This window comes from Bacillus sp. F56 (assembly GCF_001748205.1).
Classification (GTDB): domain Bacteria; phylum Bacillota; class Bacilli; order Bacillales; family Bacillaceae; genus Bacillus; species Bacillus stercoris.
Window position 1 is genome coordinate 108,825 of record NZ_BDFC01000010.1, and the last position, 12,598, is coordinate 121,422.

Consider the following 12,598-nt stretch of genomic DNA (forward strand, 5'->3'; position numbering starts at 1 on the left):
GTTTTGGGTTTTTCCAACATTATTTTGTTTGTTTAAATGCTTCTTCGTATTCCTGAATAATTTGTTTTCCTCCGCTTGACTCCCATTTTTCCACTTCTTTATCGAACTGGCTTTCTGTGATGTCTCCAATCATATATTTATAAGTCGCATCATCAATGATTTTCTTCAGTTCATCCCCCCGTTCCGACTCCGATGCGGAATAAAGGCTTTCAGCCGGGTTTGAGACGATAATCTTTTCATTGTCCTCGGTCAGCTCCTCGTACGCCGTCCGAAGCGGATCTCCAGTGTTTTTTAAGTAGGCTTTATCAATGGCAATTAAGGCGGACAGCGGCTGAATATCAGTCTGCCAGTCTTTTACCTGGCTTTCTTTGCGTGTGAACGTTTTGTCCTCACCTTTGTTGTAATGAACGCCGTCAATGCCATAAGTCATCAGGCTATAGACATCTTCTTCGGCAATTCGGTCAAAAAAAGCCAAGATCCGTTTAAGCTCAGCTTCCGTTTTCACACTCGTTTTCGGGAAAGCAAACACGCCGTTATGGCCTCCTGATGCCCATACCCGCTCTTTCCCATCTGGGCCTTTTATACGGTTGACGATCTCGAGCTTCATCGATTTATCAGAGGCATGGTCGCGCAGATTGACCGCATCTACCATATTGCCAATATAAATTCCGGCTTTTCCTTGCGAAAACAGCTCCTGCTGCTGGGTTTTGCTTGTGACGGGAAAATCCTTATTCATATACCCGTTATCACGCAGCTTTTTCATATAATTCATCGTGTCTTTATATTCCTGTGTCATGAAATCAGGGGTGAATTTGCCGCCTGATTCCTTCCAATCTGTCGGCATGCCTTCATACGAGCCAATCGTTTTAAACGCGCCGTAAATCAAGTCATTACGGTCTGCCAGCCCGAACGTATCATCTTTCCCATCCTTGTCCGGGTCGTCCTCCGTAAATGCTTTGGCCACTTCATAAAGCTCATCTAGCGTTTCCGGCGTTTTCAAATTCAAATTGTCCAGCCAGTCCTTCCGAATGACGATCCCCTGTCTTGAAAGCGGACGCTCTCTGTATATCCCGTAGAGCTTGCCATCGATGGTTACGTTTTTATTAATGAGTTTGTTCATTTTGTTTAAGTTAGGATAATCCTTGATATAATCGCCGATTTCCCAGAACATTCCTGACCGGAAGGCATTCATGACTGACGAATTTTTAATATCCTGGATGGTCACGATTTGCGGAAGATTGCCGGCTGCAAGCGCCGCATTCAGCCTGTCTTCTTTCACCGCGTCTGGAACCCAGGTGATGTCGAGTTCTGTATTTGTCAGCTTTTCAATTTCTTTAATCGCCCTGTCTTTCGGCGGCTGCTGGTGATACAAAATCGCCATCCAAGACAGCTTTACCTTTGAATCCGAGTCAGCCTTGCCTTCAGCCGCAGACTGGTCAGCCCCTTTACAGCCTGCCAGCACTCCGCCGAGTGCCAGTACAAGCACCATAAAAAGCACCCTCCATTTGTTTCCCATCGTACCCCTCCGTTTCATATTTTTTATCCTTTAACAGATCCCAGTAAAGCTCCTTTTGCAAAATGCTTTTGTATAAACGGATAGACAAGCAGAACCGGGATGGTCGCCACCACTATGACCGCCATTTTAATCGTTTGCTCAGGCGGCGGGCTGCCCGAGCCCATCTCTGACATATCCCCCTGCATGCCGCTTGATACAATGACGATTTGGCGCAGAAGCACCTGAATCGGCCATTTTGCTGAATCATTTAAGTACAAAATCGCTGTCATATACGTGTTCCAATACGTGACCGCATAAAACAATGAAATCGTTGCGATCGCAGGCAAAGACAGCGGCAGCACGATTTTAAAGAAAATGCCCAGGTCATTGCACCCATCGATTTTCGCGGACTCTTCCAGGCTTGCCGGGATATTTTGAAAGAAGTTTTTCAGAATGATCAGGTTAAAAGCATTAATGGCTGTCGGCAAAATGAGCGCCCAGTAAGAATCGAGCAATCCAAGGGATTTGACCACAAGAAAAGTCGGAATCATGCCGCCGCTGAACAGCATCGTAAATACAACGAGAAACATGAGCGGCTGCCGTCCGATTAATTCACGGCGGGATAACCCGTAAGCCATCAGTGAAGATAAAAACATGCTGACTGCAGTGCCTATCACTGTCACAAACACAGAAACAAGCAAACTCTTATAAATAATATCTGTTGAAAAAATGTAGCGATAAGCATCTAGCGAAAAAGTGGTCGGTATTAAAATAAATGTTTTCGACACAACTTCTTCTACTGTGGCGAAGGATGCTGCGATGACATGAATGAACGGAAGTACGCATATTAAAGCGAACATCAGCAAAAACCCGTAAATCAACATATCAAACAAGCGACTTTTCAGTGAATGTGCGATAGCTCCCACCTCTCTTTTGTAAGCGTTATCATTCTTTCCTAAACAAGCTGCAGCATGTGACGATATCGTGTCTAAAATGTAGCAAATCTGTGATTGCCATGTCTATAATCATTTGAACAGAGCCCCAGGCCGGGCGGGGAATGCCGCGCATGAAAGCCAATGACAAAAGAAAAAGAGCATAATCTTAGAAAATGATTATGCTCCGTTCTCCTCCCCGCTCAGAAGCTCGGCCGTATTGATTTGCGGCGAAAAACCAAGTTCATTGACAGCAGATTCAATGGACCATGGCCGGCCCGGATTATCAGAGACGGCGTAATAAGTGCCGTACCTGATATTGGTTTCAATGGCGGCTTTAAAAATTGACAGCAGATCGGGGTGAGAAAGCAGTGTCTTTTTCGTCCGTTCTTTTTCATGCAGCGTATCCATTTCATCTGTGACGACTGTTCCGATTCGAAGGTTGATCACTGAAAGCTTTTTTTCCAAATAAAACAAATGGCCAATCTGTTCAGACGTCAGCTTTAATACACCGTACAAGTTTTTTGACAGCGGATAATCGCTTGTTGTGATTTCCCGTCCTAACAGAGAACGCCCGTCCTTTTCGTATACATCTGTGACATGATTGCTGCTGGCGAACACGAGCTTTTGAATGCCGAGCTCTGCTGCCGCACGGCACAGATAATAGCTTGCCCTATAGAAAACATCCGTCATTTTTTCAAACTCAGCGATGTCCATGACATCGTATTTAATTTTGACAGCCAGTAAATTTAAGATCACATCGGTATCTTTCGGAATCTTCTTCAAGAGATCCTCGTAATTTGCGGCGTCAGCCTGAATGAAAGAGGCTGTGCCATCGAAATGGTCTTTATCAAGCACTGTCACTTCATAATCTGAAATAAGCCCTTCAGCAAGCAGTCTCCCTATCACACCATTTCCGCCGGCAATCAGCACTTTTTTCACTGTGTTCACTCCCCTTTTTTATAGATTGCCCATTTTCGGCGGGGCTGACACTTTTTTTGGCACTCACATGCTTTGGTTTATTCAAAAATCACCCGCAGCTCTTCAAGCGCCCGAAATCCAAAAAGCGGCCGATATCGCCATTCAGAATCTGCGAGCTTCAGGCTGGGCATTCGCTGCAGAAGGGTGTTAATCGCAATTTGCGCTTCTAATCGTGCCAGCGAGGATCCTAAGCAAACATGATGGCCATGTCCGAATGAAAGATGCGGATTAGGGCTTCTCGTAATATCGAAGACATCGGGGCGTGTGAATATGCTTGGATCTCGATTAGCCGCCCCTAACAAAAGATAGACTTGTTCTCCTTGACGGATTGTCACCCCGCTGATGTCAATATCCTCTGCCGCAACTCTGGCTGTCATTTGCGTGGGGCTTTCATATCGCAGAGATTCCTCGACTGCTGTACCAATAAGATCTGGATTTTCTCTCAGTTTCAAAAGCTGTTCTGGGTGCTGCAGCAGACAAAGGACTGAATTGCTGATGAGATTGACCGTTGTCTCATGTCCGGCGATCGCCAGCAATATGCACGTAGATGCTGCTTCCTCTTCCGTCAGCTTATCCTTTTCTTCCCCCTTCAAGAGCATGCTGATCATATCCTGTTGAGGGTGGTGTTTTCGCTTTTGAATCAGCTCTCTGAAATATGCCATAGCCTGTACAGCAATATGATTGCCCTCTGTTAATCCCTTTCTTGACCGGGTAAAATCAATCGTTTGAATGAGACTCGCAGCCCATTCCTTTAATTGCTCCCGATCTTCCTCCGGCACACCTATAATGTTAGCGATGACGAAGCTTGCTAACGGAAAAGCAAAGTCCGAAATGACCTCCATCTTTTTTTCACCTTGCACCTGATCGAGCAACTGGTGAACAGCTTCAATGATGTACGGCCGATAACACTCTGTTGTTCGCGGCGTAAACGCTCCGCTGGCAAGCGTCCGCAATCGTCTATGATCAGGCTGATTCTGAAACAGCATCATTTGATTTTGCACATGTGTAAGGTCCTGATATTTGGTTGATCTTTCAGGCAGCGGTGTGCGGACTTTGAATCTCGCATCTTTCAAAATAGCTGCCGTTTCTTCATATCCCGTGACATACCAGCCCGGATATTTAAAGAAACTCCCTTTATATATGGGATGAACAGCTCGCAATGTGTCGTAAAAAGGATATGGATTTTTCAAAAACTCAGAGGATGCATGTAAAGATGCAATTGTCATGTGATCTTCTCCTTTCTGTTCAAAAATAAAAGCAATCGACATCACCGATTGCTTTTATTGATTCTTCAGCTTTTCGCGCTTAAACTGGCCTTCATTTCTTCGACTGATTCAACTTCAAAGCCTAAATCACTCAGCATTTTATGATCCTCCGTCTCCTCTTGCCCGGCAGTTGTTAAGTAGTCTCCGACAAAAATGGAGTTTGCGGCGTAAAGCCCTAATGGCTGCAATGAGCGGAGGTTGACCTCTCTCCCTCCGGAAATGCGAATTTCTTTTGATGGATTGATAAAACGGAACAGCGCCAGCACTTTTAAACAATACAGCGGGTTTAATTCGTTGACGCCTTCTAATGGCGTGCCATCAATCGCATGCAAAAAATTCACCGGAATGGAATCCGCGTCAAGAGCCTTTAAGCTTTTGGCGATGTCAATGACATCCTGTTTTGTCTCCTTCATTCCGATAATGGCGCCTGAACACGGAGACAGTCCCGATTCTTTGGCGATTTCAACCGTATTGACTCTGTCATCGTATGTATGTGAGGTCGTGATGTTTGAATGGTTTCTCTGCGAGGTATTCAAATTATGATTATAACGGTCTACTCCTGCATCTTTGAGCCGCTTCGCCTGCTCTGGCTTTAACAGTCCGAGGCATGCACAAACCTTCAATCCATACGTCTCTTTAATTTCCTGTACCGCATCTACGACCTGATCTACTTCTCTGTTGGACGGCCCTCTGCCGCTTGCCACGATACAATATGTGCCGATATTCAGATCGTGCGCCCGCTTTGCGCCTTCAAGCAGCGTTTCCTTATTCACCATCCGGTAAGACTCAATTGGCGCTTTCGAAATGGCAGACTGTGAACAATAGCCGCAGTTTTCCGGGCAGAGCCCTGATTTCGCATTCATAATCATATTGAGCTTTACTTTTTTTCCGTAAAAGTGTTTTCTGATGTGAAAAGCCCCGTGCATTAATAGCAAAATATCTTCATCCGGACAATTTAATATTGAAAGCGCCTCTTCGTCTGTCACTTCTGCTCCAGCCAGCACCCGGTCTGCGAGTTCCATCCATTGATTCATTCTCATACCCCCACTTGATTCATTAGTAATGATAGATTGATATGGTCTTTTACCATATGTAGAACCGTTTCTTTCGTCACGTTGGCAAGCTTTGGCGTAATCCCTAAAACCGGCACACCGCATAAGCGTTCAATCATCTCAGGATTGGTTTTTTCATCTTGATCGGGAGAATCACTGATTCCATTGATGATAATTCCGGCGATTGGAAGTCCCATGCTTTCTGCATATTTGACAGTTAAAAAGGTATGATTAATGGTTCCAAGGTTTGGACGCGCCACAATAATCATGGGAAGCTGTAACGCTTTTATGACATGACTGACCAAATAATCCTCTCCCAAGGGCACAGAAATACCGCCCGCACCTTCTACGATGAAGCATTCATGTTTTTCTTTAATCCGCTCCCAATGGCTTAAAACCTCTTCCATGCTGACAGTCTTTCCCTCGAGTTTCCCTGCAACGTATGGTGCAAGGGGCGCTTTGAAGGCAAAAGGCGTAATGTCTTCATGAGAGAGGACGGTCTGCGACATGTCTTTCAGCAGACTTGTATCACTATCTGGATGATGGCGTGATATACCGCTTAAAAATGGTTTATACACCCCAACATCTTTGTTATGTTCTCGCAATAATGCGGCGATTCCGCTGGATATAACCGTTTTCCCCACTTCTGTATCTGTTCCTGTCACAAAAAAACCTCTCAAATGATGTGCAGCTCCTTTCCGATTGAATGAAATGTTTGCAGCAAATGATCAATATCACCCGTACTGTGATCCGACGTGATTGTGATTCGAATCCGGCTTTCACCTGGCGCAACGGTCGGCGGCCGAATGGCAGGAGCATAAATTCCCTTGCCCTGCAGCTTTTCAGAAAATATGACCGTTTTATGGGCATCGCCGATGACCACAGGAATAATCGGCGTGTGATCTCCTTTCACGGCATAACCCATATTCTTCAGACTGGTTCTGATCATGCTGATATAAGAAAATAAAAGCTGCCGTTTTTCCCTGCTGGCTTCAATTATGTTGAAAGCCTCGTGAGCAGCCGCACAGCTGGCTGGCGGAATAGCGGTTTGAAAGATAAATGTTCTGGCATGGTTCAGCAAAAAGTCGATGGAGACCGCTGATCCTGCCGCAAAACCTCCTTCCACGCCAACAGCCTTGCTTAAGGTGCCGATCACAATGTCGGGACAAACACCAAAATATTCACTCGTTCCTCGCCCTGAATCACCCAAAACTCCTGTTGCGTGGGCATCATCAACGACCACGAAGGCATGATAGCGTTTCGCAAGCGAGATGATCTGGTCAAGAGGAGCAATCGTGCCATCCATGCTGAATACTCCGTCTGTTACGATAAAACGGCGCTGATAACGCTGCGTTTCATTCAGCTTGTTTTCAAGATCATTCATATCAATATGCCGATAAACAACTGTATCAGCCTTAGAAAGTCGGCAGCCATCGATCAGACTTGCATGATTGAGCTGGTCACTTAAAATGACATCTTCCTTTTCTGGCAAAGATGAAAGGACACCGACATTGGCCAAATAACCGCTCGAAAACAATAACGCCGCTTCTGTCCGTTTAAAGCAGGCAATCTTCTTTTCTAGCTTTTCATGCCAGACCGAATTGCCCGTCGTTAAACGTGAGCCGCTGCTTCCTGTCCCAAATTGCTGCAATGCTGTTTGGGCTGCATCGATCAAACGTCTATCGCTTGCGAGTCCTAAATAATTGTTTGAGGACCACACCGTTTGATTCTTGCCATCAATGTTCCTCTCTGGAACCTGCGCTCCATCCATTGACCGCAGGTTACGATGTACGCCAGCTTCTTTCATTCTGTCTAACCGCTCGTTCAGCCATGAATCAATCTTCAAGGCTCGTAACCTCATGGATCGCTTGTTTCATAATGGCAACCATTTCCGTGAGCTCTTCAGCTGTACTGGCGAGAGGAGGCAGAAATGCAATCACGTCCCCAAGCGGCCTTGTCAGCATTCCCAGCTCTCGCATTTTTAAGGAAACTTTGTATCCAACCCGCCGATCAGCCGGATAAGGCTCTTTGGTATCCTTTGACTGAACAAGCTCTGCACCGCACATAAAGCCAAGCTGCCGAATATCTCCCACGTGAGGAAGAGCATGCAGATCTTGAAGAAGGAAATGAAGCTTTTCACTTTTTTTCGCTACTTGTTCCACAATGTTTTCAGATTCAAATAATGCCAGATTTTCAAGCGCAACTGCACATCCAAGCTGATTGCCTGTATAGGAATGGCCATGGAAAAAGGTTTTTAGGTTTTCATAATCATCATAAAATGCCTTATAGATGTCTTCCGTGGCAAATGTAACGGCAATTGGCAAATAGCCTCCTGTAATGCCTTTACCTGCAGCCATCAGATCAGGCTGGACATTCTCGTGCTCGCACGCAAACATTTTTCCTGTACGGCCAAAGCCTGTAGCAACTTCATCAACAATCATTAAGACATCGTATGTTGTACACAGCTCTCGCACCCCTGCCAAATATCCTTCCGGCATCACGATCATACCGGAAGCCCCTTGTACCATTGATTCAATGGAAAGCGCGGCAATTTCCTCGTGATGTTCCTTAAGCAGCTGTTCGAGCTCTTTCAGGCACTGATCACGGCACTCATCAGGATCACCGCTTTCAGAGCGATACACATAAGGAATCGGAGCCTTGTAACTCTCAAACATCAACGGGCCGTATACGTGGTGGAACAGTTCAATTGAACCGACACTGACGGCGCCAATCGTATCACCGTGATACCCGTTTTTCATGGCGATAAATTTTTGTTTCTTGTGCTTCCCGATGTTCTTCCAATACTGAAACGCCATTTTTAAGGCTATTTCCATCGCTTCTGCACCGCTGTCTGAATAAAAGACCCGCGTAAGCTTTTTTGGGCTGATGTTGATTAATGTTTCAGCAAGCTGGGTTGCAGGAACGTTGGTCATGCCTAATAACGTGGAGTGCGCGATTTTTCCGAGCTGCTTTTTTATGGCGTCATCTAATTCCTTTTTACGATGCCCGTGGACATTTAGCCAAACTGAAGAAAAACCGTCATAGTATTCCTTGCCGTTTATGTCTTTGACTTTGATTCCCTTGCCGCTTTCGATAATTAAGGGGTTTTCATCATAATCTTTCATTTGGGTAAATGGCAGCCAGAGATGTTTTTTACTTTTTTCTATCAAATCATGAGTCATAATTTTCCTCCCACTCTATTAAAATAGGCTGCTTCTCCAGATCATGTATGTACGTGGTTACATCTTTGGAGCCATCAATAAAAAAGACTCGGCAGCCCGCTTCAGCTCCATATTCTTTCATTGCTGTAATACGCTGATAGCCCAGTTTTTTACTCGCAACATAGCCTGTTATGTAATCTGGATCATCCGACCAGCATAATTCTGCAATGGCTGCCGGGTGCCAGCTTACCTTTGAAGCAAGCGCAAGGGCCTCTTTTATTCTTGAATGTGCCGGCACGTGACTGTAAAGCGCCCATTTTTCAAAATTAGCGTCCGGCCAGTCCATCCTGGAGACCCGCACGCCTTTTTCTTTTGTTTGATCCATTCGTCTGCCTGTGTGAATATCAAACAGCACCGCTCCCCTGACATCCGACCATTCAGGGATTTGTTCATATGCTTTGTCAATCACGTCTCGTGAAACGCCTGCTTTTTCCAATAACAACCGCGCAAGCTTTTGTCCTTCCTCCGGGGAGCTCACTTCATTCGTATGGACAGGCAATGGCTGAATGGTTTTTATCGGTTCATGAACCTCTTCAAATTGAATTTGCATAAAATCAGGCTTTCCTCTTGAATGGGATAACCCTTTTTCTAATAAGGCATTGACTGTACGCTTCATCTCATGGAAAGGAATAAGCCGTTCTCCGCCGGATATATGCTTTCCGCCGTCTTCATGAGATCCATTCACAGAAGCTCTCATTCTGATACTATAAAGTGTTTCTTCTTGCATGTTTCCTCGCCCTTTCACTGATAACTGAAGAACGTATATCACATCCTATTCTAAATGTTAACCATTTATAAATAAAAGTTAACAATTAGAATATTATTATTCACATACGATTCTGTCAATATAGGAATTGTGGGGCCGGACCTGAAACGAGCAAAAAAGACCGTTTTACAGTAAAACGGTCCTAGCCTTAGATATCTATTCCTCTGCGTTTTTTTGATTTTCGATACTTGATGAACAGGCCGATTCCATTGACCATCATCAGCCCAAAAATCGTATTGCCTAACGGTGCCCAGCCATTCTCACCTGTGAATAATAAGGACAGGGCCACCTTCCCAACAAGTGTCACATTCAATAGGATTAAACCAAATACAAGTGACCGCTTCCAGAAAGCAGCCAAAATAAACCCGAGAAAAACCAGCATGGAAGCAATTGTTAAAACAGCCGAGACCGGACTGCTTAAAAGCATTTGCTCGAATTCCAGCACTTTTTTCATTTGCAGATCAATCTTCTTAGGTTCCGGAAACCAGACCATACTGCTCATCATCAATACAAAAGTGACGAGGACACCTTTCCAGCTGCGCTTATACGCAGCATAAACCAATACTAATAAAAAAAGGGGACGAATATACCAGCTGAATGGATTGAGATGCCGCCGGAAAGCCCAATCCATTATGTCTTGTCATTCCATTGGTTCCACTTCCCTCGCTCACATCTGCGCCTTTGTGGCTGTTTCTGTAACCGTCACAGCCATGTTTGCAAAAAACGGACTGCTTTATGCCTCATGACTGATGTTTCGAAATGTCCTGAAGCAGAACGGACCACCCGGTAGCAATCAGAAGCTCCCTGTCCAGCATAGACATCTGCCAGTTCTTTTTCGATTTTGTCCACGCCCTCGGCCGGCGTTAACCGATCGTGTATTCCAACAAGACTAAGGTGCGGGCGCGGCGCAATCAGGCTTTGGATCTCCGATGCGGAAAAATGCTTTGCAAGAGATGGGACGTAATAATAAAAGCCGTGCCTGTCAAGATTCTGTGTTTTGATCAGTACGTGATGATCTACCTGGCTGCACAAATCAACACACACCTTAATCCGGTCATCGAGCGCCGCTGTCCACCACGCCATCAACCCTCCCATAGACATGCCGATGGTACCGATCCTGTCAGACTGAATATCAGAGCGTGACTGCATATAATCTAACGCTCTTAAACTGTCATAAATCATCATCCCCCACATCACTTTTCCGGTCAGAAGCATTTCTTTAAAAATCTCGCTTTCCGCTTTTCCCCGCCGATCTCCAAATCCCCAATGATCAATCGCAAGCACGCCGTATCCGAGAGAAGTAAGCTCATCAGAAAAAGAAGGCGTTTTCAAATAATCCGCTCCCTCAATCAGTTCACTTTTCCCCCTGTCATACCGTCCCCCATGTGAATGCTGAAACAATACGGCTGGGCAAGCTCCTTCTGTTATCCTCGGCTTCACAAAATAAGCGGGCACCTTTTCAAGTCCATTTAAATCGAGCAGGAGCGTTTCAACGATATTTTCTCCTCTTTCTTCAATACGTAATGTCTCAACACTTATTGGCCTCCGGTCAGGCAAATCACCAAGCAATCGAAACAGTTGCTTTCTTCTATCAGCTCTCATCCCATCACCCTTCCTTATTCGCTTACTTCACATTTACGAGACAGATCCGGGTTCCCCTTTATTTTTCCAAAACAAATCACATCTTTTACTAAATATTTAGTAAACATAACGAAATATTCCGAAAATAATCATTGTAACCGCTTACTTTTACATGATAGTATCAATTTATCAAAAACAGGTGAGTTAATATTTTACTAAATAGATGAGAGGGATTTCCATGGTTCGTATTAAAGATATCGCTTTGAAAGCTAATGTTTCCAGTGCAACTGTTTCCAGAATTTTAAATGAAGATGAGTCGCTTTCTGTTGCGGGCGAAACGAGACAAAGAGTCATCAATATCGCTGAAGAGCTTGGTTATCAAACCGTTGCCAAACGCCGGAAAGCCCGCGGGCAAAAACCGCGGGCCCAGCCGCTGATCGGCGTGCTGAGCTGTCTGTCCCCTGATCAGGAAAGGCAGGACCCTTATTTTTCTTCCATTCGCAAAGGCATTGAAAAGGAATGCTTTGAACAGGAAATTTTTATTACAAACTCGATTCATCTCGGCTCCTTTCAGGAACATATCTTTCGGGAATTGGATGGTGTCATTGTCATCGGCCGTGTTCATGATGAAGCGGTTAAGCATATTAGCGGAAAGCTGGAGCATGCCGTATTCATCAATCATTCTCCTGATCCGCAAGCATACGATTCGATTAGCATCGATTTTGAATCGGCTTCACGCCAGGCGATTGATCACCTTTTCGACTTAGGCTACAAACGGTTAGGCTACATTGGCGGACAGGAAAAAGAGCATACGCTGAAGGACGGCCAAAGCATTCGCAGAACCATTGAAGACAAACGCCTCACCGCTTTTTTGGAGTCAGCCGCCCCCCAGCCTGAGCATGTGCTGATTGGAGAATACAGCATGCGTGATGGCTATCGCCTGATGAAAAAAGCAATCGCTCAAGGCCATCTGCCTGAAGCATTCTTTATTGCCAGCGATTCCATGGCGATCGGTGCATTAAAAGCGCTCCAGGAAGCCGGGATGCAAGTGCCGCGGGATACTGCAATCGTAAGCTTTAACGGGATTGAGGAAGCTGAATTTGCCAGCACGCCTTTAACGACGGTGAAGGTATACACAGAGGAAATGGGCCGGACAGGCGTAAAACTGCTGCTTGACCGTCTTAAGGGACGAACCCTTCCCCACCATGTCACCCTGCCCACAACATTAATCGTAAGACAAAGCTGCGGATGTACAGCTAAGGAGGTGACATAAGCAAATATTCATCACGATGATAAGGAGGAAAA

General features: G+C 45.3%; 12 protein-coding genes. 1 reads left to right on the forward strand and 11 read right to left on the reverse strand.

All coding sequences use genetic code 11. The annotated features are described in order from the left end of the window. Window positions 1-19: 19 nt before the first annotated feature. The 11 genes from BFW96_RS17510 to BFW96_RS17560 all read right to left on the reverse strand — a co-directional run bounded on the left by BFW96_RS17510 (window position 20) and on the right by BFW96_RS17560 (window position 11,314). Complete coding sequence (locus BFW96_RS17510) at window positions 20-1,516, reverse strand: extracellular solute-binding protein (protein WP_069840152.1); 1,497 nt, start codon at window positions 1,514-1,516, stop codon at window positions 20-22. 23 nt (window positions 1,517-1,539) lie between these two features. Further along, entirely contained in the window at window positions 1,540-2,400 is an 861-nt protein-coding gene (locus BFW96_RS17515) for a carbohydrate ABC transporter permease (RefSeq protein ID WP_080478349.1), read from the reverse strand. 207 nt (window positions 2,401-2,607) lie between these two features. Beyond that, window positions 2,608-3,369, reverse strand: a complete 762-nt coding sequence (locus BFW96_RS17520; RefSeq protein ID WP_069840153.1) for an NAD-dependent epimerase/dehydratase family protein — start codon at window positions 3,367-3,369, stop codon at window positions 2,608-2,610. Between the two features lie 77 nt (window positions 3,370-3,446). Beyond that, a complete protein-coding gene (gene bioI / locus BFW96_RS17525) occupies window positions 3,447-4,634 on the reverse strand; it encodes a biotin biosynthesis cytochrome P450 (protein ID WP_069840154.1) in 1,188 nt (395 codons plus the stop codon). Window positions 4,635-4,699: 65 nt separating this feature from the next. After that, window positions 4,700-5,707 (reverse strand): biotin synthase BioB, encoded by a 1,008-nt coding sequence (bioB, locus tag BFW96_RS17530; RefSeq protein ID WP_069840155.1) that lies wholly within the window; start codon window positions 5,705-5,707, stop codon window positions 4,700-4,702. A gap of 2 nt (window positions 5,708-5,709) precedes the next feature. Further along, window positions 5,710-6,405 (reverse strand): dethiobiotin synthase, encoded by a 696-nt coding sequence (gene bioD, locus BFW96_RS17535; RefSeq protein ID WP_069150102.1) that lies wholly within the window; start codon window positions 6,403-6,405, stop codon window positions 5,710-5,712. Then, window positions 6,402-7,571 carry an 8-amino-7-oxononanoate synthase gene (bioF, locus tag BFW96_RS17540; protein ID WP_069840156.1) on the reverse strand — a complete coding sequence of 390 codons (1,170 nt, stop codon included), beginning with the start codon at window positions 7,569-7,571 and terminating at the stop codon, window positions 6,402-6,404. Before bioF ends, bioD begins: the two co-directional genes overlap by 4 nt. After that, window positions 7,561-8,907: an adenosylmethionine--8-amino-7-oxononanoate transaminase gene (gene bioA / locus BFW96_RS17545; protein WP_069840157.1), complete on the reverse strand. Its 1,347-nt coding sequence runs from the start codon at window positions 8,905-8,907 to the stop codon at window positions 7,561-7,563. Before bioA ends, bioF begins: the two co-directional genes overlap by 11 nt. Further along, window positions 8,897-9,673: a 6-carboxyhexanoate--CoA ligase gene (gene bioW, locus BFW96_RS17550; RefSeq protein ID WP_069840158.1), complete on the reverse strand. Its 777-nt coding sequence runs from the start codon at window positions 9,671-9,673 to the stop codon at window positions 8,897-8,899. The genes bioA and bioW overlap by 11 nt, the downstream gene beginning before the upstream one ends. Before the next feature lie 187 nt (window positions 9,674-9,860). Next, the gene (locus BFW96_RS17555; RefSeq protein ID WP_234698046.1) at window positions 9,861-10,343 is read right to left on the reverse strand and encodes a hypothetical protein; all 483 of its coding nucleotides are present in this window, start codon (window positions 10,341-10,343) and stop codon (window positions 9,861-9,863) included. A gap of 71 nt (window positions 10,344-10,414) precedes the next feature. Further along, the gene (locus BFW96_RS17560; RefSeq protein WP_069840159.1) at window positions 10,415-11,314 is read right to left on the reverse strand and encodes a dienelactone hydrolase family protein; all 900 of its coding nucleotides are present in this window, start codon (window positions 11,312-11,314) and stop codon (window positions 10,415-10,417) included. A gap of 217 nt (window positions 11,315-11,531) precedes the next feature. Between BFW96_RS17560 and BFW96_RS17565 the strand changes: the two genes are divergently transcribed. After that, window positions 11,532-12,566, forward strand: a complete 1,035-nt coding sequence (locus tag BFW96_RS17565; RefSeq protein WP_069840160.1) for a LacI family DNA-binding transcriptional regulator — start codon at window positions 11,532-11,534, stop codon at window positions 12,564-12,566. Window positions 12,567-12,598 lie beyond the last annotated feature (32 nt).

Coding starts and splice junctions, on each gene's coding strand:
- BFW96_RS17510 (WP_069840152.1), bottom strand. CDS start 1,516: ATGGGAAACAAATGGAGGGTGCTTTTTATGGTGCTTGTACTGGCACTC.
- bioI (WP_069840154.1), bottom strand. CDS start 4,634: ATGACAATTGCATCTTTACATGCATCCTCTGAGTTTTTGAAAAATCCA.
- bioB (WP_069840155.1), bottom strand. CDS start 5,707: ATGAATCAATGGATGGAACTCGCAGACCGGGTGCTGGCTGGAGCAGAA.
- bioA (WP_069840157.1), bottom strand. CDS start 8,907: ATGACTCATGATTTGATAGAAAAAAGTAAAAAACATCTCTGGCTGCCA.
- bioW (WP_069840158.1), bottom strand. CDS start 9,673: ATGCAAGAAGAAACACTTTATAGTATCAGAATGAGAGCTTCTGTGAAT.
- BFW96_RS17555 (WP_234698046.1), bottom strand. CDS start 10,343: ATGGATTGGGCTTTCCGGCGGCATCTCAATCCATTCAGCTGGTATATT.
- BFW96_RS17560 (WP_069840159.1), bottom strand. CDS start 11,314: ATGAGAGCTGATAGAAGAAAGCAACTGTTTCGATTGCTTGGTGATTTG.
- BFW96_RS17565 (WP_069840160.1), top strand. CDS start 11,532: ATGGTTCGTATTAAAGATATCGCTTTGAAAGCTAATGTTTCCAGTGCA.